This is a genomic window from Nonomuraea sp. NPDC048892 (assembly GCF_040649735.1).
In the GTDB taxonomy this organism is placed as follows: Bacteria; Actinomycetota; Actinomycetes; order Streptosporangiales; family Streptosporangiaceae; genus Nonomuraea; species Nonomuraea maheshkhaliensis.
The window spans coordinates 49880-67039 of record NZ_JBEZFZ010000041.1 but is presented as its reverse complement, the minus strand read 5'-3'; the positions used below and the strand labels follow the sequence as shown (position 1 = coordinate 67039).

17 protein-coding genes are annotated in these 17160 nt (G+C 70.8%); 7 read left to right on the top strand and 10 right to left on the bottom strand.

What is annotated here, in order from left to right; translation table 11 throughout:
* Positions 1–307: 307 nt before the first annotated feature.
* Complete coding sequence (locus AB0C28_RS52675) at positions 308–805, top strand: hypothetical protein (protein WP_358084647.1); 498 nt, start codon at positions 308–310, stop codon at positions 803–805.
* Positions 806–860: 55 nt separating this feature from the next.
* On the opposite strand, the gene cydC is transcribed toward AB0C28_RS52675, so the two are convergent.
* The 8 genes from cydC to AB0C28_RS52635 form a co-directional block, all read right to left on the bottom strand.
* Positions 861–2654 (bottom strand): thiol reductant ABC exporter subunit CydC, encoded by a 1794-nt coding sequence (cydC, locus tag AB0C28_RS52670; protein ID WP_358084644.1) that lies wholly within the window; start codon positions 2652–2654, stop codon positions 861–863.
* A complete protein-coding gene (locus AB0C28_RS52665; RefSeq protein WP_358084641.1) occupies positions 2651–4369 on the bottom strand; it encodes an ABC transporter ATP-binding protein in 1719 nt (572 codons plus the stop codon). The genes cydC and AB0C28_RS52665 overlap by 4 nt, the downstream gene beginning before the upstream one ends.
* Positions 4366–5109: an ABC transporter ATP-binding protein gene (locus AB0C28_RS52660; RefSeq protein ID WP_358084638.1), complete on the bottom strand. Its 744-nt coding sequence runs from the start codon at positions 5107–5109 to the stop codon at positions 4366–4368. Before AB0C28_RS52660 ends, AB0C28_RS52665 begins: the two co-directional genes overlap by 4 nt.
* Positions 5106–6212, bottom strand: a complete 1107-nt coding sequence (locus AB0C28_RS52655; RefSeq protein WP_358084635.1) for an iron ABC transporter permease — start codon at positions 6210–6212, stop codon at positions 5106–5108. Before AB0C28_RS52655 ends, AB0C28_RS52660 begins: the two co-directional genes overlap by 4 nt.
* Positions 6209–7252 carry an ABC transporter substrate-binding protein gene (locus AB0C28_RS52650; protein ID WP_358084632.1) on the bottom strand — a complete coding sequence of 348 codons (1044 nt, stop codon included), beginning with the start codon at positions 7250–7252 and terminating at the stop codon, positions 6209–6211. The genes AB0C28_RS52655 and AB0C28_RS52650 overlap by 4 nt, the downstream gene beginning before the upstream one ends.
* An 84-nt stretch (positions 7253–7336) precedes the next feature.
* Positions 7337–7918: a GNAT family N-acetyltransferase gene (locus AB0C28_RS52645; RefSeq protein WP_358084629.1), complete on the bottom strand. Its 582-nt coding sequence runs from the start codon at positions 7916–7918 to the stop codon at positions 7337–7339.
* A 4-nt stretch (positions 7919–7922) separates the two neighbouring features.
* Complete coding sequence (locus AB0C28_RS52640; RefSeq protein WP_358084626.1) at positions 7923–8525, bottom strand: superoxide dismutase; 603 nt, start codon at positions 8523–8525, stop codon at positions 7923–7925.
* A 61-nt stretch (positions 8526–8586) separates the two neighbouring features.
* Positions 8587–9045 carry a transcriptional repressor gene (locus AB0C28_RS52635; protein ID WP_358084623.1) on the bottom strand — a complete coding sequence of 153 codons (459 nt, stop codon included), beginning with the start codon at positions 9043–9045 and terminating at the stop codon, positions 8587–8589.
* A 105-nt stretch (positions 9046–9150) separates the two neighbouring features.
* Here AB0C28_RS52635 and AB0C28_RS52630 point away from each other — a divergent pair, with 105 nt between their 5' ends.
* Genes AB0C28_RS52630 through AB0C28_RS52610 form a run of 5 tightly spaced genes read left to right on the top strand, consistent with a single transcriptional unit; the run spans position 9151 to position 14128 of the window.
* The gene (locus tag AB0C28_RS52630) at positions 9151–10695 is read left to right on the top strand and encodes an ABC transporter substrate-binding protein (RefSeq protein WP_358084621.1); all 1545 of its coding nucleotides are present in this window, start codon (positions 9151–9153) and stop codon (positions 10693–10695) included.
* Positions 10677–11669, top strand: coding sequence for an ABC transporter permease (locus tag AB0C28_RS52625; RefSeq protein ID WP_358084618.1), 993 nt, complete (start codon positions 10677–10679; stop codon positions 11667–11669). Before AB0C28_RS52630 ends, AB0C28_RS52625 begins: the two co-directional genes overlap by 19 nt.
* Entirely contained in the window at positions 11669–12553 is an 885-nt protein-coding gene (locus tag AB0C28_RS52620) for an ABC transporter permease (protein ID WP_358084616.1), read from the top strand. The genes AB0C28_RS52625 and AB0C28_RS52620 overlap by 1 nt, the downstream gene beginning before the upstream one ends.
* A complete protein-coding gene (locus AB0C28_RS52615) occupies positions 12550–13440 on the top strand; it encodes an ABC transporter ATP-binding protein (protein ID WP_358084613.1) in 891 nt (296 codons plus the stop codon). Before AB0C28_RS52620 ends, AB0C28_RS52615 begins: the two co-directional genes overlap by 4 nt.
* Positions 13433–14128 carry an ATP-binding cassette domain-containing protein gene (locus AB0C28_RS52610; protein WP_358084610.1) on the top strand — a complete coding sequence of 232 codons (696 nt, stop codon included), beginning with the start codon at positions 13433–13435 and terminating at the stop codon, positions 14126–14128. The genes AB0C28_RS52615 and AB0C28_RS52610 overlap by 8 nt, the downstream gene beginning before the upstream one ends.
* On the opposite strand, the gene cobF is transcribed toward AB0C28_RS52610, so the two are convergent.
* Entirely contained in the window at positions 14082–14975 is an 894-nt protein-coding gene (cobF, locus tag AB0C28_RS52605; protein ID WP_358084607.1) for a precorrin-6A synthase (deacetylating), read from the bottom strand. The genes AB0C28_RS52610 and cobF overlap by 47 nt on opposite strands.
* A gap of 379 nt (positions 14976–15354) precedes the next feature.
* Between cobF and AB0C28_RS52600 the strand changes: the two genes are divergently transcribed.
* Positions 15355–15912, top strand: a complete 558-nt coding sequence (locus tag AB0C28_RS52600) for an NUDIX domain-containing protein (protein WP_358084604.1) — start codon at positions 15355–15357, stop codon at positions 15910–15912.
* Between the two features lie 539 nt (positions 15913–16451).
* Here the strand turns inward: AB0C28_RS52600 and AB0C28_RS52595 are convergent.
* The gene (locus AB0C28_RS52595; protein ID WP_358084601.1) at positions 16452–17120 is read right to left on the bottom strand and encodes a hypothetical protein; all 669 of its coding nucleotides are present in this window, start codon (positions 17118–17120) and stop codon (positions 16452–16454) included.
* Between the last annotated feature and the right edge of the window lie 40 nt (positions 17121–17160).

Below are 17160 nucleotides of genomic sequence, written 5' to 3'. Positions count from 1 at the left end.
GCGCCGCGCAGGCAGACCGCGACCCCCGCCGCCGCCACGGCCCCGGCCGACACGGACGTCGCTGCGTTGAAGAAGCCATCGGGAACGTGCACGGCGGGCCTCCGCACGGAGAGAACGGTTGAGCGCTTTCACTGTAGGACAACACCTTGCAGATGCACATATGTGGCAACTGCCAGGAGCAGCTTCTTGGTGCGGTGCGCATCCAGGACTGGTGCGCAGAAGAAGTAGTTGCGAGAAACCCGCAGTAAGCTGTGGATCTCCTGATGCCCATGGTGAACAGCCGAGTCGACGAGGACGGAACGTGCCGGTGACTGATCAGATCGACGCCACGATCGCGCCGGTCTCGGTGGAGACGCTCATGCTTCGGCTCGGACCCGGAGGAAGCTGGTTCTACGGGCGGCTCACCGCAGCGCCGCGGCAGGGCGAGAGCCCGGATGAGGTCGCCCGCCGGCTCAGCGGGCTGTCCGGCGACGAGCCGTCCACCGTCGTTCACTCGACGAGCTGGCGTCACCGGCCGGAGGGGCAGGTGGTGCTGACCTATGCCGTGTGCCCCGACCCGGCGCCGCACCTTCCGGCCGAGGAACTGCCCGTCCTGGAGATCGCGCAGGGCGGCGCTCCGGCGGCGCCCGCGCCGGAGCACATCGACATCGTGAACGTGGCCAGTCACGCGATCCGCCACCTGGCCTTCCTGATGACCACCGACGCGGTGGTGCGCCGGGCGTTGCTGGACCATCCGCCCGTCGCGGGGGCGCTGGACGAGCTCGCCCCGCTGACCATGAGGCGATTGGACGACATCTCCGCGTAGAGCTGGAAAGGTCGTGGGCTCCCGCGTGGACGGGACCGCTGGACGAGCCGGGACCTCAGAGCCCCGGCGTGTCACCACCTCCATCGCCGACTTCGAGCTGGCCGGCCAGCAGCCGGGTGTAGGCGCCGTCGCGGGCGAGAAGCTCGGCATGCGTGCCGGTCTCGGCGACGTGGCCGTCGTCGAGGACGACGACGCGGTCGGCGGTGCGGATGGTGGACAGGCGGTGGGCGATGACGAGGGTGGTGCGGTCGTGGCGGGCGGCGGCCATGGCGGCGGCGACCTCCTGCTCGCTCTCGGCGTCGAGGTTGGAGACGGCCTCGTCCATGATGAGGATGGGGGCGTCCTTGAGCAGGGCGCGGGCGATGGCGATGCGCTGGCGCTGGCCGCCGGACAGCCGGGAGCCGAGCTCGCCGGGCATGGTGTCGTAGCCGTCGGGCAGGCCGGTGATGAAGTCGTGGGCGTGCGCGGCCCGCGCGGCGGCCTCGGTCTCCGCGTCGGAGGCGTCGGGGCGGCCGAGGCGGATGTTGTCGCGCAGTGAGATGTTGAACAGGTAGACGTCCTGCGGGACGAGGGTGATCAGGCGGCGCAGGTCCTCCTGCGGGAAGTCCCGGATGTCGTGACCGCCGATGGTGATCGCCCCGGCGGTGACGTCCCAGAAGCGCATGAGGAGACTGGCGCAGGTGGACTTGCCCGCGCCCGAGTGGCCGACGAGGGCTACGGTCTCGCCGGGAGCGATGGCGAAGGTGGCGCCGGCGATGGCTTCGGGCAGGTCGGGGGCGTAGCGGAAGCGGACGTCGGTGAAGCGTACGCACGGCTCGACGGGCCCGGAGGGCGATTCCTGCACCCGGTCGATGACCGAGGCCGGGGTGCCGAGGATGGTCATGATCCGGTCGCCGGCGGCGACGACCAGGTTGAGGTCGCGGGCCACGTCGGTGACGGCGATGACCGGGGCGAAGGTGGTGGCGGCCAGGACGACGGCCACGGGGAACAGCGCCGGCCGCAGGTCGCCGTCCGCCACGAGCAGCGCGGCGGTGACGAGGACGGCGAGCAGGCCGAGCGTGGTGGCGGCGTTGGTGACGGCGTGTTCGAGGCCGGAGCGGCGGCCGTGGGCGAGCTTGGCCGCGAGCAGCCGGTCGTCCTGCTCACGCAGGCGGTCGAGCTGGCGGTCACCGGCGCCGGAGGTGAGGAGCTCGCGCAGCCCTTGCAGGGTGTCCACGGCTTCGGCACCGAGTTCGCCGAGCTGGGCGCGCAACAGTGCGCCCTGCCCGGCGGCGCGTCCGCGCAGCCAGGCCGGGAGCAGGGCGAGCAGGATCAGGGCGGGGGCCAGGGCCAGGGCGAGGGCGGGGTGGAAGACGGCCAGCGCGGTGAGTGCGGCGACGGGTACGGTGACGGCGCTGATCAACGGGCTGAGGGTGTGGGCGAACCACAGCTCCAGCTGCTCGACGTCGGAGATGGCGGCGCTGCCGAGGTCGCCGGAGCGGCGCTGGAGCAGGTAGCCGGGCGCGAGCCGCTCGAAGGCGGCGTAGACGCGCCCGCGCACGTCGGCCAGCACGCGGAAGGCGGCGACGTGGGCGAGGTACGACTCCAGCCACGGTGTGAGGGCCAGGAAGGGGAGCAGGACGCCGAGGGTGACCAGGCCGCCGCGCAGGTCTTCTGGGGTGGCGCCGGTGATGGCGCGGCTGACCACCCAGGCGCCGACACCGGCCGAGGCCAGGACGACCAGGTGGTGGGCGATGCCGCTGGCGATCGCGACCAGCAGCAGCGGCCGGTGCGGGCCGAGCAGGGCCAGGATCGGCCGGAACCTGGAGCCTTGGGAAGGGGCGAGCGTGGTGACGGTGGTGGCGGTCATCGGGCGGCTCCGTCCTGGGCGGCGACCAGGCGGGCGTAGGCGCCTTGACCTGCCAGGAGTTCGCCGGGTGGTCCGGCCTCGGTGATCCGGCCGTTGGCCATGACGATGACCCGGTCGGCGGTCTGGACGGTGGACAGGCGGTGGGCGATCATCAGGGTCGTGCGGCCGCCGGACAGGGTGTCGAGGGCGTGCTGGATGGCCGACTCGTTGGCGGCGTCGACACTGGAGGTGGCCTCGTCCAGCACCAGGATGGGGGCGTCCTTGAGCAGGGCGCGGGCGATGGCGACGCGCTGGCGTTCGCCGCCGGAGAGCTTGAGCCCGCGTTCGCCGACGACGGTGTCGTAGCCGTCGGGCAGGGCGGTGATGAAGTCGTGGGCCTGGGCGGCGCGGGCGGCCGCTTCGAGCTGCTCGGGGGTGGCGTCGGGACGGGCCAGGGCGAGGTTGCGGCGGACGGTGCCGTGGAAGAGGTAGGTGTCCTGGGAGACGACGGCGACGAGGGCGCGCAGCCGGTTGAGGGGCAGGTCGCGCACGTCGATGCCGTTGATGGCGACGCGGCCGGAGGAGGGGTCGAAGAAGCGCAGCAGGAGCGAGGCGACGGTGGTCTTGCCTGCGCCCGAGCGGCCTACCAGCGCGACGCGCTCTCCCGGTGCGATGTCGAGCGAGAAGGCGTCCAGGGCGGGCCTGTCGCGGCCCGAGTAGGTGAACGTCACGTTCTCGAAGGTCACGGGAGGCGAGCCGGTCAGGCCGGGCGGGGTGACGCCCTGCGCGGGTTCGGGGGTGTCGAGGATCTCGAAGACGGCCTTGAGGGAGGGGACGGCGTTGTAGCTGGAGTGGTAGGCGGACTCCAGCTCCTTCAGCGGCCGGAAGCTCTCGGCGGTGAGCAGCAGGATGATGAGCAGCTCGGTGACGGTCAGCTCGCCGGCGGCCAGCCGCAGCGCGCCGGCGCCGAGCGCCACGGCGGTGCCCAGGCCGGTGATGAGCGCGACGCCGCCGACGTAGCCGATGACGATGGCCATGAGGCGGATGGAGTCGCGGCAGAACCGGTCGGCCAGGCGAGCCAGCTCGGCGCCGCGCCGGCCGCTGGCGTTGAACGCCTTGAGGGTGGTCATGCCCTGCAGCGCGTCGAGGTTCTCGGCGTACAGGCCCTTGTAGCCGCGGAACCAGGCGGCGTTACGGTCGCGCAGCACCCGGTCCGACACCAGCGGCAGCACGGGCAGCAACAGCGCGCAGGCCAGCACCACGCCGCCGACCAGCGGGTCCAGCGTGAACAGGTACGCGGTCACGGCGACCGCGCCGAGGACGGAGGCGATCACCTGAGGCAGGAACCTGCCGATGTAGGCGTCCACCGTCTCGATGCCGTCCACCAGGGTGGTCTGCGACGAACCGGTGCGCCCGCGCTGGGCGTAGGCGGGGCCGAGCCGCAGCAGTTTGCCGGTCAGGCGGCGGCGCAGCTCCGCTTTGACCGCGCCCGAGGTGCGCAGGGCGACGGACTCCCGGACCGCCAGCGCGGCGCTGCGGACGAGCTGCAGGACGACGACGGCGGCGACCGGCCAGAGGATGGAGTCGGCGCCCCGGCCGGCGAAGATCCGGGCCAGGGCCTGGGCGATGAGCACGCCCTGGCCGACGTAGGTGGCCGTGATGGACAGCAGCAGCATGACGAGCCCTGCCAGGCGCCATCGGATGGACGGCGACAGAGCCAACAGCCGGGGGATCACTGGTCCTCCTTGAGCCGTTCGAAGACGAGCTGAGTGCGGTGCACGGCGCGCACGCCGTACACCTGGGAGATCAGTTCGGAGGTGAGGACGTGGTCGGGCGGGCCGCCGGCGACGATGCGGCCGGCGTTCATGACGTAGAGGCGGTCGCAGAAGGCGGCGGCCTGGTTGAGGTCGTGCAGGACGGCCAGGGTGGCGATGCCGAGCTCGCGGACCAGGTGCAGCAGTTCGAGCTGGTGGCGGATGTCGAGGTGGGAGGTGGGCTCGTCGAGCAGGAGCAGACGGGTCTGCTGGGCGAGGGCGCGGGCGAGCAGGACGCGTTGTTTCTCGCCGCCTGACAGGGTGGCGAAGATCCTGTCGGCGTGGTCGGCCAGGCCGACCTGCTCCAGTGCGCCGGCGCAGAGCTTCTCGTCGGCGGCGGCGTCCGGCTTGTACGGAGTACGGCCCATCCGTACGATCTCGGCCACGGTGAAGTCCAGGTCGGCGGGGGTTTCCTGGGCGACGACGGCGGTGCGTCTGGCGGCCTCGCGGGCGGGCAGCCGGTGCGCGTCGTCGCCGTCCACCCCGATGAGCCCGGCCGCCGGGCGCAGCGCCCGGTAGATGCTGCGGAGTAGCGTGGACTTGCCGCAGCCGTTCGGCCCGACCAGGCCGACGACCTCCCCGTCGTCCACCAGCAGGTCGGCCTCGTGCACGATCTGGCGCCCGTCCAGCTGGACGGACACTCCGCGTAGGTCGAGCTTCACTGGACGCTCACCGCCCGGTCCACCGAGCGGCGGCGCAGCAACCATAGGAAGAACGGCACGCCGAACAGGGCGGTGACGATGGACAGCGCCAGCTCCTGCGGGGCGTTGACGGTGCGCGCGGCGATGTCCACCAGTTGCAGGAAGACGGCGCCGAGCAGGGCGGTGACGGGCAGTACCCGGCGGTGGTCGGCGCCGACGAGGAGCCGGGCGGCGTGCGGCACGATCAGGCCGACGAACGCGATCGCGCCGCTGGTGGCCACCAGCACGCCGACCAGCAGCGAGGTCAGCACGAACAGGACGAGCCGGAAGCGGCTGACGTTCACGCCGAGTGAGACGGCGGTCTCCTCGCCGGCGGCGATCGCGTTGAGCGGGCGGTGTTGCAGCAGCAGGTACGTCACCCCGGCGGTCAGCACGACGGCGGGCAGCGGCAGCAGGTGCCAGCGGGCCCCGCCGAGGCTGCCCATGAGCCAGAACAGCACCTGCTGGGCGGCCCGGCCGCTCTGCGCGAGTTGCAGGACGAAGCTGTAGCCGGCCTGGAACAGGTAGGCCAGCGCCACTCCGGCCAGCACGAGGCGGGACGGGGTGAGCCGGCCTGACCGCTGCGCCAGCGCGTACACCAGGGCGAGGGCGAGCAGCGAGCCGGCGAAGGCGGCGGCCGACATCGAGAGGCCGCCCAGCGCCGATGCGCCCAGGATGAACACCGTCACCGCCCCGAACGAGGCGCCGGAGGAGATGCCGAGCAGGAACGGATCGGCGAGGGGATTGCGCACCAGCGCCTGGAGCACCGCCCCGACCACCGCGAGGCCGGCTCCGACGAGCAGCGCCAGCAGCGCCCGCGGCAGCCGGAACTCCCACACGATCTGCTCCTGCACCGGTGTCCAGGTGCGCGGCACCAGGCCGGGGACGAGCCGGTCGGCGACGATGCCCCACGCCTGCGGCAGGGCGACGTGCACGGCGCCGATGCTCACTGCCAGCCAGGTCGAGGCGATCGCGGCAACGGCGAGGGCGATGACGAGCAGCACGAAGCGGCGGCCGTGACGGTGTGCGGGCCCGGCGCTCACCGTCGCCGTGGTCTTCACCTCGTGCTGAGTTTCGCCCCTCATTGGGTGAAGGCGTCCGGGTGCAGGAACTTGGCGATGTCCGTGATGGCGAGGATGTTGCGATAGCCGGGGTGCTGCGCGGCCACGGGCAGGGCCAGGTAGCGCTTGTCCTTGGCGGCCGGGCTGTTCTTCGCGATGGCGAACGCCTCTTCGGCCTTGGCCGGGGAGCTGGGCATGTCCTCGCCGCGCAGGGTCGAGTAGTCGCTGATCAGGACCGCCTCGGGCTGGGCGGCGCTGACCTGCTCGACGCTGACCTCGGTGTAGTCGCCCTTGACGTCCTTGAGGACGTTCTCGCCGCCGGCCGCGGTGATCATCTGGTTGGTGATCCCGGAGCCGCCGTAGGCGTTGACGGGGCCCTTGCCGCCGTCCGCGGCGAGCACCTTGACCGGGGTACGGCCCTCGACGCGCTTCTTGACGTCGGCCAGGCTGCCCCGCAATTCACCGACCAGTTTCTCGGCGCGGTCGGGGACACCGAAGATCTTGCCGAGGTTCTGGATGTCGGTGAAGGTCTTGTCCAGGGTGTACTGGAGGGTCTCCTCGGGGCTGCACCACCCGCCGAGGATGTAGACCGGCGAGCCCGCGGTGTCCAGTTCCTCCAGGGTGGCGTAGCCGCCGGCGGCGTCGAAGCTGGCCATGGCGTTGTCCAGGACGAAGTCCGCACCCTGGGCGAGCATGACTTCCTTCTGCGGCAGCATGATCGTTTCGGAGATCTGCGGGATCTTGTCGTACTGCTCCTTCTGGCCGGGCAGGAACGCGCTTTCGGAGAAGTTCGTGCGCCCGGCGATCCGGTCGCCCAGGCCGAGGGCGAGCAGCGTCTCCAGGGACGGGTGGTAGCCGGTGACGACCTTGGACGGCGGCTTGTCGAAGGTGAGCTTGCGCCCGCAGTTCTCGACGGTCACCGGGAAACCGGTCTGCGGCGCGGCCGCCGTCTGCGCCGCCTCCTGGGCGGCGGGAGCTTGTGAGCAGGCGGTCAGCGTCAGTGCCGCCGCCAGGACGAGCAGCTTTTTTGTGATGGCCGGTGCGGTGCGGGGCGGGCGGCTCATGCGGTGAGTCTCCGGAGGTGTGCGGTGGGGTGAAGCGGAAACATAACATTCTGCTCATATGTCGCAATTGCCAGCAAGTTGCAGCTAGCAGTCACATGCGGACTGGCCGCGGAGTTTCACCGGCTGCTTCAGCATGATCAGCCGAGTCCGGTCGTCGGTGGTGTGCAGGGCGGTCACGCGCCAGCCGCGGTGACGGTAGAGGCCGAGGGCGGCAGCCGCGCGGGGGTGCGTGGCCAGCCACCAGGAGGCGGACGGGGCGGCGGTCAAGACGACGTCGTGCAGCCTCACGCCGAGCCCGAGGCCACGTGCTGACGGCAGGACGGCCAGTTCCTTGAGCGTGAAGTCGCCGCAGGGCAGGCGGGAGGTCGCGAGTGCGAGCCGTGAGCATCGCAGGCCGTAGGCGAAGCCGTGCAGCCGGTCGCCGCGCAGAGCCGCCGCCAGGGTGAAGCCGGGCCTGAGCGCGTCCGAGGCCAGGCGATCGGCGACCGCGCGGGCGGTCTGGCGCGGCTCTGTCCACGGCGGGCGGGTGAAGATCTCGCCTGCCGTGTCGGCCACGGCGGCCAGGAGGTGTTCCACCTCATCGCCGTTGACGAGACGGATCTGGAAGGTGGCGGCGCCCGCCTGGCCCCGCGGACCAAGCTGTGGCCAGGCGGGCGTCGCCGGCATCAGGCTAGGCGCCGCGGGCGGCGTCGTAGCGGGTGATCACGTCGTTCCAGTTGATCAGGCCCCACAGCTTCTCCACGTAGTCCGGGCGGACGTTGCGGTACTGCAGGTAGTAGGCGTGCTCCCAGGCGTCGAACACCAGCAGCGGGGTGGTGTTCATGCCGACGTTGCCGTGGTGGTCGTAGACCTGCTCGACCACGAGACGGCGGCCGAGCGGCTCCCAGGCGAGCACGCCCCAGCCGGAGCCCTGCACGGTGGCGGTGGCGGTGGTGAGCTGCTTCTTGAAGGCGTCGAACGAGCCGAAGTGCTCGGTGATGGCGTCGCCCAGCTCCCCGTCGGGGCGGTCACCGCCGTCGGGGGACAGGTTCTGCCAGAAGATCGTGTGCAGGACGTGCCCTGACAGGTTGAACGCGTACGTCTTCTCCAGCCCGACCAAGCCGCCGAACTCGCCCTTGTCACGCGCCTCGGAGAGCCGGTCCAGGGTGTCGTTGGCGCCCTTGACGTAGGCGGCGTGGTGCTTGGCGTGGTGCAGCTCCAGGATCTCGCCGGTGATCGCCGGCTCCAGGGCCGCGTAGTCGTACGGCATGTCCGGGAGGGTGTACTGCCCCATGAGCTATCTCTCCTCGAAATCTCGTACTTGCATATAACTCGCAATAACCATAGTCGTGCAACTAGCACATGTCGCGGGTGGCATGCCGGCAGCGACCGCAACATCCGCTCAGCACCTGGCCGTCAGGGTCCGGCTCGAAGCCGCTGCACGCCCTGATCGAGGCGGCGGCCTCGGTGAAATGGCTCGCGGGCAGTTCGAAGAGCGTGTCGCAGCGCCGGCAGACGAGGTGGTGGTGGGGCGCGAGGGCGAGGCCGAACATGGTCTCGCCGGCGTAGTCGATGCTGTGCAGCACGCCGTGCCGCGTCATCGCGGTCACGTTGCGGTAGATGGTCGAGACGTTGACCGTCTCGTGCACCGAGGACACCATCTCGTGCAGGCGGAGCACGCTGAGGTGGGTGGCCGCCTGGCTCAGGAGGTCCAGGATCAGCAGGCGTGGCAGCGTCCTGCGCAGCCCGAGCCGGGGCAGCATCTCGCCGAGGTCGTCGCCCACGTCCGCCAGGTGTGCCTCGATTCGAACCACCCCCGGAGTCGCGGTCCCGTACGGGAGAGTCGGGCGAGAAGTTTGCACAGCATATGCTTTTGCGACTCTATTGCAATAGCGGGTTCGGCGTTTTACGGTCACCTCATGAGGCGCCTTTCGGCATGGCTCGTGGTGACGCTCCTGGCGCTCACCGCCTGTTCGGCCCCGACCGCACAGCCCACGGCGACCAAGGCGGAGGACACCGTCGTGCTGGGCCTGGGTTCGGAGCCCGACACGCTCAACCCGGTGCTCGGCTACGCGCCGGACGGCGGGTCCCTGATGTACGACGGCCTGGTGCGCCGTACCCCCGACCTGCGGCTGCGGCCCGCCCTGGCGGAGGCGTTACCCGAGCTGAAGGGGAAGCGGGTGACCTTCACGCTCCGCCAGGACGCCACCTTCCACAACGGCAAGGCGCTGACCAGCGCGGATGTGGCCTACACCTATGGTGAACTGCTCAAGTCGGCCAACAACTCGACCATCCGCGGTGACTATGCCGCGATCGAGAAGGTGGAGGCACCGGACCCGCGTACGGTCGTGTTCCGGCTGAGGTATCCCTACGCGGCGATCCTGCAGCGGGCCACGCTCGGGATCGTGCCGGACGGCTCCGACCTGAACGGCACTCCCGTGGGGACGGGGCCGTACACGTTCGTGTCGTGGACCAAGGGCGATAAGATCACGCTCAAGGCCAACGACCGTTACTGGGGTGCCAAGCCCGCGATCAGGACGCTGGTGCTGGCGTACGCCGCTGACGACAACGCGCGGGCCACCCGCATGGCGGCCGGCGAGTTCACGGCCACCGAACTGCCGCCCAAGGCCGTACGACAGTTCAAGGACCAGCAGGGCGTGACCGTGTACGAGGCGCCCAGCGCCGACTACCGCGGCGTGATGTTCCCGCTGGAACAGCCCGTCACGGGCGACCTGGCCATCCGCAAGGCGCTCAACCTGGCCGTGGACCGCGCGGCGATGGTCTCGGCGATTCTGGCCGGCGCGGGCAGTCCCGCCTTCGGGCCGATCGCGCCCGGCACCGACTGGCACAACGCCGCCGTGGCCGGCTCGCCCGCGTCCGACCGCGCCGCGGCCGTACGGGTCCTGGAGGAGGCCGGGTGGAAGGCGGGCGCGGGCGGCATCCGCGCCAAGGACGGCACGACGGCCCGCTTCACGCTCATGTACCCGGCGGGCGACTCGCTGCGTAAGGAACTGGCGCTGGCCGTGGTCTCGGACGCCAAGCAGATCGGCATCGACGTCCGGCTCGCGGGTCTGGACTGGGACGCCATCTACCCGCGCATGTCCAAGGACGCCCTGATCATGGGCTGGGGCAGCCCGTACGACCCGGACTACGTCAACTACGAGCTGTTCCACTCCTCCTACATCGGCCAGGGCTCCTTCAACCCGGGCCACTACAAGGTGCCCGAGGTGGACGAGTTGCTCGACACCGGCCGCCGGACGACCGACCAGAACGCGCGCAAGAAGGCCTACGACGCTTTCCAGCAGCGCGTCAGCGACGATCAGGTGTGGGTGTACCTGGTCTACCTCAAGCACACCTACGTCGTGCGAGGCGATTGGTCCGGTATCACCGTCGGGGTGGAGGCGCACGAACACGCCACCGGCGGCCTGTTCAACACCGTCCCCGAGTGGAAGCCGGCGTCGTGACCTGGCTCAGGATGGTGCTCTGGCGGCTGGCGTTCGCGGTGCCGCTGCTGCTGGCGGTGACGTTCGCGATGTTCGCACTGGCCAAGGCGTCCCCGTTCGATCCGGTGCGGCAGTATCTGGGCGAGCGGGCGATGATCACGGATCCCCGGATCATGGCCGAGATCAGGGCGAACTGGGGGCTGGACCGGCCGCTGCTCGAGCAGTACACGACCTGGCTCGGCAACCTGGTCACCGGCGACCTCGGCGAGTCCCGCTCGCTGCGGCTGCCCGTGGCCCAGGTGATCGGTGAACGGCTGGGCTGGACGCTGCTCGTGGTCGGCTGCGCGCTGGTCCTCATGCTCGCCGCCGGGCTGGCGATCGGGACGCTGGCCGCCTGGCGGCGCGACTCGTGGCTGGACCGGCTGGTCACCGGGACGGCGTTCGCCAACGAGGCCGCGCCCGTGTTCTGGGTCGGGCTGCTGGCGATCTGGGTGTTCTCCGTGACGCTCGGCTGGCTGCCCGCCGGCGGGCTCACCGACGCGGCCTCCGCCACCGTCGCCCTGCCCGACCTGGCCCGGCACCTGGTGCTGCCGGTGGTGGTGCTGGCGTTCTCACAGTCCTCCTGGCTGCTGCTGTTCGTGCGGGAGTCCGTCATCGGGGTCATGCGGGAGGACTTCGTCACCGGGGCGCGGGCGCGCGGGTTGCGCGAGCGCACCGTGCTGCTGCGGCACACGCTGCGCTCGGCACTGCTGCCGTTCATCACGATCATGGGGGCGCGAGTGCCGGAGCTGGTGACCGGGGCGATCCTGGTCGAGGCGGTGTTCTCCTGGCCGGGGGTGGCCGGGACCACCATCAAGGCGGCGCTGGCGGTCGACTTCCCGCTGCTCGCCGCGCTCACCCTGCTGGCCACGGTGGCGGTCCTGCTGGGCAACCTGCTGGCCGACCTGGCGTACATGATGGCCGACCCGCGCGTGCGGGTGCTGGGGGTGAGCTGATGACCACGACGCCACGGCAGGACGCCAGGACCACGGCGGCCGGCCCTCGGACGCGGCGAACCGGGCTCGCCCGCCGTCATTCCTTCGCGCTGAGCATCCTGGTGCTGCTCGCGCTGGCCGTGGTGCTGGTGCCGCTGGTCGCCCGGCTGGATCAGCAACTGGTGGACCTGCGCTCGGCCGGCCTGCCGCCCTCGCTCGCGCACCCGTTCGGCACCGACGAGGTCGGCAGGGACGTGCTGCTGCGCTCGATCTACGGCCTGCGCGTCTCGCTGCTGGTCGGGCTGGTCGCAGCGGTGTCGAGCGTGACCATCGGCGGTCTGGTCGGGCTCGCCGCGGGCGCGATCGGCGGGTCGGTGGACCGGCTGCTGATGCGCGTGGTCGACGGCTTCAACGCCCTGCCGCACCTGCTGTTCGGCGTCTTCATCGTGGCCCTGTTCGCGCCCAGCGCGGTCGCGGTGGTCGTGTCGGTGGCCGTCACCCACTGGACCACCTCCGCCCGCATCGTCCGCGCGGAGGTGCTGTCGCTGCGCGGCCGGTTGTTCGTCGACGCCGCCATCTCCGGCGGCTCGTCCCGGCTGCGCGTCGTCCGGCGCCACTTCCTGCCCAATCTCGCGCCGCACCTGCTGCTGGCCACCGTGCTGATGATCCCGCACGCCATCTGGCACGAGACCGCGCTCAGCTTCCTCGGCCTCGGCCTGCCCGCCCACCTGGCCTCACTCGGCAACATGATCAACGACGGGCAGCGCTCGCTGCTGGCGGGGGACTGGTGGTCCAGCCTGTTCCCCGGCCTGCTCATCCTGGCTCCCACGCTGGCCGTCTCCGTGCTCGCCCAGCACCTGCGCGACCGCGCCAACCCGCGGTGGAGATCGGAGCTGACCCTGTGAAGCTGCGCGTCGAAGGGCTGTCGGTGCGGTTCCAGATCCCCGGCGCCACCGTGCGGGCGGTCACCGACGCCCGTTTCACCCTAGACCAGGGCCGCTGCCTCGCGCTGGTCGGCGAGTCCGGTTGCGGCAAGTCCGTGATGGCCCACGCCCTGCTCGGCCTGCTGCCCGCCAACGCCACCGTCACCGGCCAGGCCTGGCTCGACTCCCTCGACCTGATCGCCGCACCCGAGCAGGTCCTGGCCCGGCAGGTACGCGGACGCCGGATCGGGCTCATCCCGCAGAGCCCCGCCGCCCACCTCACGCCGGTCCGCACCGCCCGCTCCCAGCTCGCCGAGACGCTGCGCGAGCTGGGCCGCCCCGACGCCCCCGACACGCTCGCCCAGCGCGCCGGACTGCGGCCCGCCGACCTGGACCACTACCCTCACCAGTTGTCCGGCGGGATGGCCCAGCGCGTGGCCAACGCCCTCGCCCTGGCCGGCGATCCACCGCTGCTGCTCGCCGACGAGCCCACCACCGGCCTGGACCGCCCGCTGGTGGACGCCACCATGGCCGAGTTGCGGCGGCTCTGTGACGAGGGCCGCGCGGTGCTGCTCATCACCCACGACCTGCGTGCCGCCGAGCAGGTGGCCGACGACATCGCCGTCATGTACGCCAGCCGCATCGTCGAACTCGCCCCGGCCCGGCGCTTCTTCGACCGGCCCCGCCACCCGTACGCGCAGGGGCTCCTGGACGCGCTGCCCACCCGCGCCTTCACCCCGGTCCCGGGACAACCGCCCGAACTCACCCGACTTCCCGACGGCTGCGCCTTCCAGCCACGCTGCCCGCGCGCCACCGCGCGATGCGACGAGCGGCCCGTACTGAACGGAGTGGCCTGCCACCATGCTTGAAGCCGCCGTCGTCACCCTCGCCTTCGGCCGCCACAAGGTCCTGGACGGCGTGTCCCTGGCCGTCAGGCCCGGGGAGACGCTCGGCCTGGCCGGGCCGAGCGGATGCGGCAAGTCCACCCTGGCGCGCGTGCTCGCCCTGCTGCTGCGGCCTTCCGGCGGCACGGTCAGTCTCGACGGGCGGCCGATCACGCGCTGGCGGCACCGCGCGCATCAGCGCACCTCCATCGGCCTGATCTTCCAGCAGCCCCGGCTCGCCGTGGACCCGCGCTTCACTCTCCTGGACGTGATCGCCGAACCGCTGCGTGCCGCCCGCCGTCCCCTGGGCCGGGCGCACGAGCTGGCCGAGGAGCTGGGCCTGACCGCCGAGCTGTTCACCCGCCGCCCGCACGAGGTGTCCGACGGCCAGCTCCAGCGCGCCTGCGTGGCCCGTGCCCTGGCACTCGAACCCCGCTACCTCATCTGCGACGAGATGACCACCATGCTCGACGCCTCCACCCAGGCCCATCTGGTCGCCCGCATCGAGGCCTACCGCGAGCGCACACGTGCGGGCGTGCTGGCCATCAGCCACGACGCCGAGCTGCTCGGCCGCTGGGCGAGCGGGAACGTCCGCGCCTGGCGGAGCCGTCCCGCCCTCGGGCGTCTCAACGGCCGGCGCGAGGAGCCCGGCGTAGCAGGTAGGTGTCCATGATCCATCCCTTGCGGGCGCGCGCCTCGGCGCGGACTTCGCGGATGCGGTCGCCGACCTCGGAGACCTTCCCGGAGACCAGGATCTCGTCGGGCGTGCCCAGATAGGCGCCCCAATAGATGTCCCAGGAGCTGTCACCGGAGATGTCACCGTCGTCCAGGCCGTCGAAGGAGCAGTGGGCGTCCAGTATGACGACCACGTCGTCGGCGGTGGCGCCCTCCTCGGCCAGCCGGCGCCCGGTGGTGAGGTGAACGGGCCGCCCGACCTGGGTGAGGCTCGTGCGGTGGCGGGCGGTCAGCGCGGCCACGCTGCTGATGCCGGGAATCACCTCGTAGGCGAACGTGACGTTGCCGCGCTGGAGGATCTCCTCGACGATGGCCAGCGTGCTGTCGTACACGCCCGGATCTCCCCAAACCAGGAACGCCCCCGTCTCGCCGTCGGCCAGCTCCTCGCCGATGAGCGCTTCGCAGGCCAGCGCTCTGCGCGAGCGCCAGTCCGCGACGGCGGCGGTGTAGGCGGCGGCATCTCGGTCGCGTTCCGGGTCGCGGGCCTCGGCGATCCGGTACGGCGGGCGGCCGTGCTCGGCGATCAGGTTCAGATTGACTGTCGTGCCGCACAGGAGGCGGTCGGTGCCTAGCGAACCGGTGTAGCGGCCCCGGGCTCTGTTCGACCAGCCGATGACGAAGGAGATGCCGAAGCCGTCCACCGCGCCTTGCTCGATCGTGCTGCCGAAGGTGGCGGACCCGAAGAGCCGTCTACTTCCGTTCTGTGTGATGTTGACCGTCACCGTCGTGCCGCTGCTCTGGAAGATCTGCCAGTCACCGCCGGCGTTGAACGTCGGCGCGGCCAAGGCCGTGGCGGAAGCGGCTGAGGCCGCGGCGGTGGAGGCGGCGAGGGCAACGGGTGCCAGGCGAGAACGCCCGTCCCCGGAACGCCTGTGAGGCCGATCAGCGCTGAACTATGCCTGCTCGCCGTTGCTGAGAGCGGAAGTCCTATTCGGACTCGACTCCGATTAAGGGCCGGCTCCGCGCCCGTCCGGGACCTGGGGGATGGGCCCGCGGCATCTACTCGGCGTGGCAGGCGTGTGCTGACCGGTCCCACCTGTAAGGTGCGTACCTCCTTCCTCGTATGCCACACGCGCGTCAAAGGAGCGGATTGTGTCAGTGCTCGTCGCTCGCCACTTCCGACCAGCCGGTCACGCAGAGCGCTGCTCAGGGGCAGGTGCGGGGGTGAGCAATGCGATCAGTGACGCGGACATCTCCAGCGCCGTCTCCGCCTACCTTGGTCGCTACCCGGACGAGGCCGTGTTGCTGTCCGAGCCGGTGCGACTTCTGTCCGAGGGCGGAGACTTCACCTCGCGGAGGAATTTCCGGATGCACGTGACCGCCGGTGCGCTGCTGGTTCGCGGTGGCGCCGAGGTACTGCTGGTCGATCACCGCGCGTATGGGATTCCGTTGCAGCCCGGAGGTCACCTTGAACCGACTGACACCTCGCTGCTGGACGCAGCGGTGCGCGAGCTGGCGGAGGAGACCGGGATCGACCCCGCCCAGGTCACCTCTGCGTCACGGACCCCCGTCTACATCGAGTACGGCAAGGTTCCGGCACGGCCGCAAAAAGGCGAGCCGGAGCACCACCACCTTGATATCGGGTACGCGTTCGTCACGGATGCGGACATGGGATTGATCCAGGAGTCTGAGGTGACGGGTGCCGCCTGGTATCCGCTCGCCGAGGCCGAGCGCCTTGTCGGGCGTCGCATGGCGCGAGCTGTACCGGCCCGGATCGGTTAAGGACCGTCGAGGCTTCTCCAGTCGCCGTTCGGTCATGGTCGACAGAACGTTGACGGTTGTAGCAGCAGTGTAGCCGGCCGAGGTCTTGCGTCTACTCAGTCGAAGTAGGACTGACGTTCCGGCTCCGCTTGAGGTCGAAGCAGCCCTCTGTCCCGGCGAGCAGGACCAAGCCGTTCCCCAACCGGTCGACTGCTCCGCCCCAGGGGACTTGTCTGATCACAGGGCGGAACATGGCCGTGCCACGCATCGGGTGCCGAGGGCGGTGTACAGCTGGCCGAGAATGCCGCAGCCGGCGTGCTCCGCGGCGGCCGCGCACCGGACTCCAGGCCCGCTCCATCAGACCGCGGTACTGCTCGCTGAGCCCTTTGCCCTTGCGCTGGACGAGCTTCAGGTGGATCAGCGACATCAGTCGCCAGTCGGCGCGCACCGGCCGGACTTGCTCGACCTGCAGTAGCCAACGAGAAGTGACCCATGCCCGGAGGCACAGCGGATCGAACCAGAGCGGGACTTCCTCGCGATCCCGCTGTCATCGTCCTGTCTCAGACCGGCTCGCCATGCCCGCGCTGGCTGGCAGGTGGGGCGGCCTCCCAGTGGTCGTTGGCGCGGGTGAGGGCCAGCACGCGGTACACACTGCCGCGCATGCGTAGGGGGACGACCAGTCGCCCGTCCGGCGCGGTCTGGCACAGCCAGGCGGGCGGTACATCCCATATGCCGTTGAAGCTGATCAGCCGGTCATAGGGGGCGGTGTCGGCGTAGCCGTCGCGAGTGTTGCCGTTGATCACCCGAATGGTGTCGTAGCCGGTCAGCGACAGCTGGTCGGCGGTTGCCTGTCCCAGGTCGCCGTCGGTGTTCATGCTGGTCACCTCGCCGTGTTCACCCGTGAGGTGGGACAGAAGGGCGGAAGGATAGGCGGTGGTGGAGCCGATCTTCAGCACCCGCATTCCGGGCAGCGTCTGTGCGAGTTCCAGCAGTACGGCGGCGATGGTGGGCCCGTTCGGCATGGGATGCCCATCGTCCGCAGCGGGCCAATGTACGGCGTAGGCCTCCTCCAGCGACACGTCCCGTACGAGGATGTGGCGGGGAACGGCGCGCAAGGCGTTCTTTACCGACGGCGTACGGATGATCCCCTGTGCGCTCAGCTCGTTGACCAGGGCGGTCCGCAGCGGCTTAGGCTGTCGTCGTGTGGTGGCTGATCCGCGCGTGGTCATGATGGGCCCTTTCGTGCGAGGTCAGAAGTTCCACGTCGGC

What these genes read in the sequence shown, in the direction of transcription:
- cydC (WP_358084644.1), bottom strand. Translation starts at nt 2,654, where the DNA reads ATGACCGCCACCACCGTCACCACGCTCGCCCCTTCCCAAGGCTCCAGG.
- AB0C28_RS52655 (WP_358084635.1), bottom strand. Translation starts at nt 6,212, where the DNA reads ATGAGGGGCGAAACTCAGCACGAGGTGAAGACCACGGCGACGGTGAGC.
- AB0C28_RS52650 (WP_358084632.1), bottom strand. Translation starts at nt 7,252, where the DNA reads ATGAGCCGCCCGCCCCGCACCGCACCGGCCATCACAAAAAAGCTGCTC.
- AB0C28_RS52645 (WP_358084629.1), bottom strand. Translation starts at nt 7,918, where the DNA reads ATGCCGGCGACGCCCGCCTGGCCACAGCTTGGTCCGCGGGGCCAGGCG.
- AB0C28_RS52640 (WP_358084626.1), bottom strand. Translation starts at nt 8,525, where the DNA reads ATGGGGCAGTACACCCTCCCGGACATGCCGTACGACTACGCGGCCCTG.
- AB0C28_RS52630 (WP_358084621.1), top strand. Translation starts at nt 9,151, where the DNA reads ATGAGGCGCCTTTCGGCATGGCTCGTGGTGACGCTCCTGGCGCTCACC.
- AB0C28_RS52620 (WP_358084616.1), top strand. Translation starts at nt 11,669, where the DNA reads ATGACCACGACGCCACGGCAGGACGCCAGGACCACGGCGGCCGGCCCT.
- AB0C28_RS52610 (WP_358084610.1), top strand. Translation starts at nt 13,433, where the DNA reads ATGCTTGAAGCCGCCGTCGTCACCCTCGCCTTCGGCCGCCACAAGGTC.
- AB0C28_RS52595 (WP_358084601.1), bottom strand. Translation starts at nt 17,120, where the DNA reads ATGACCACGCGCGGATCAGCCACCACACGACGACAGCCTAAGCCGCTG.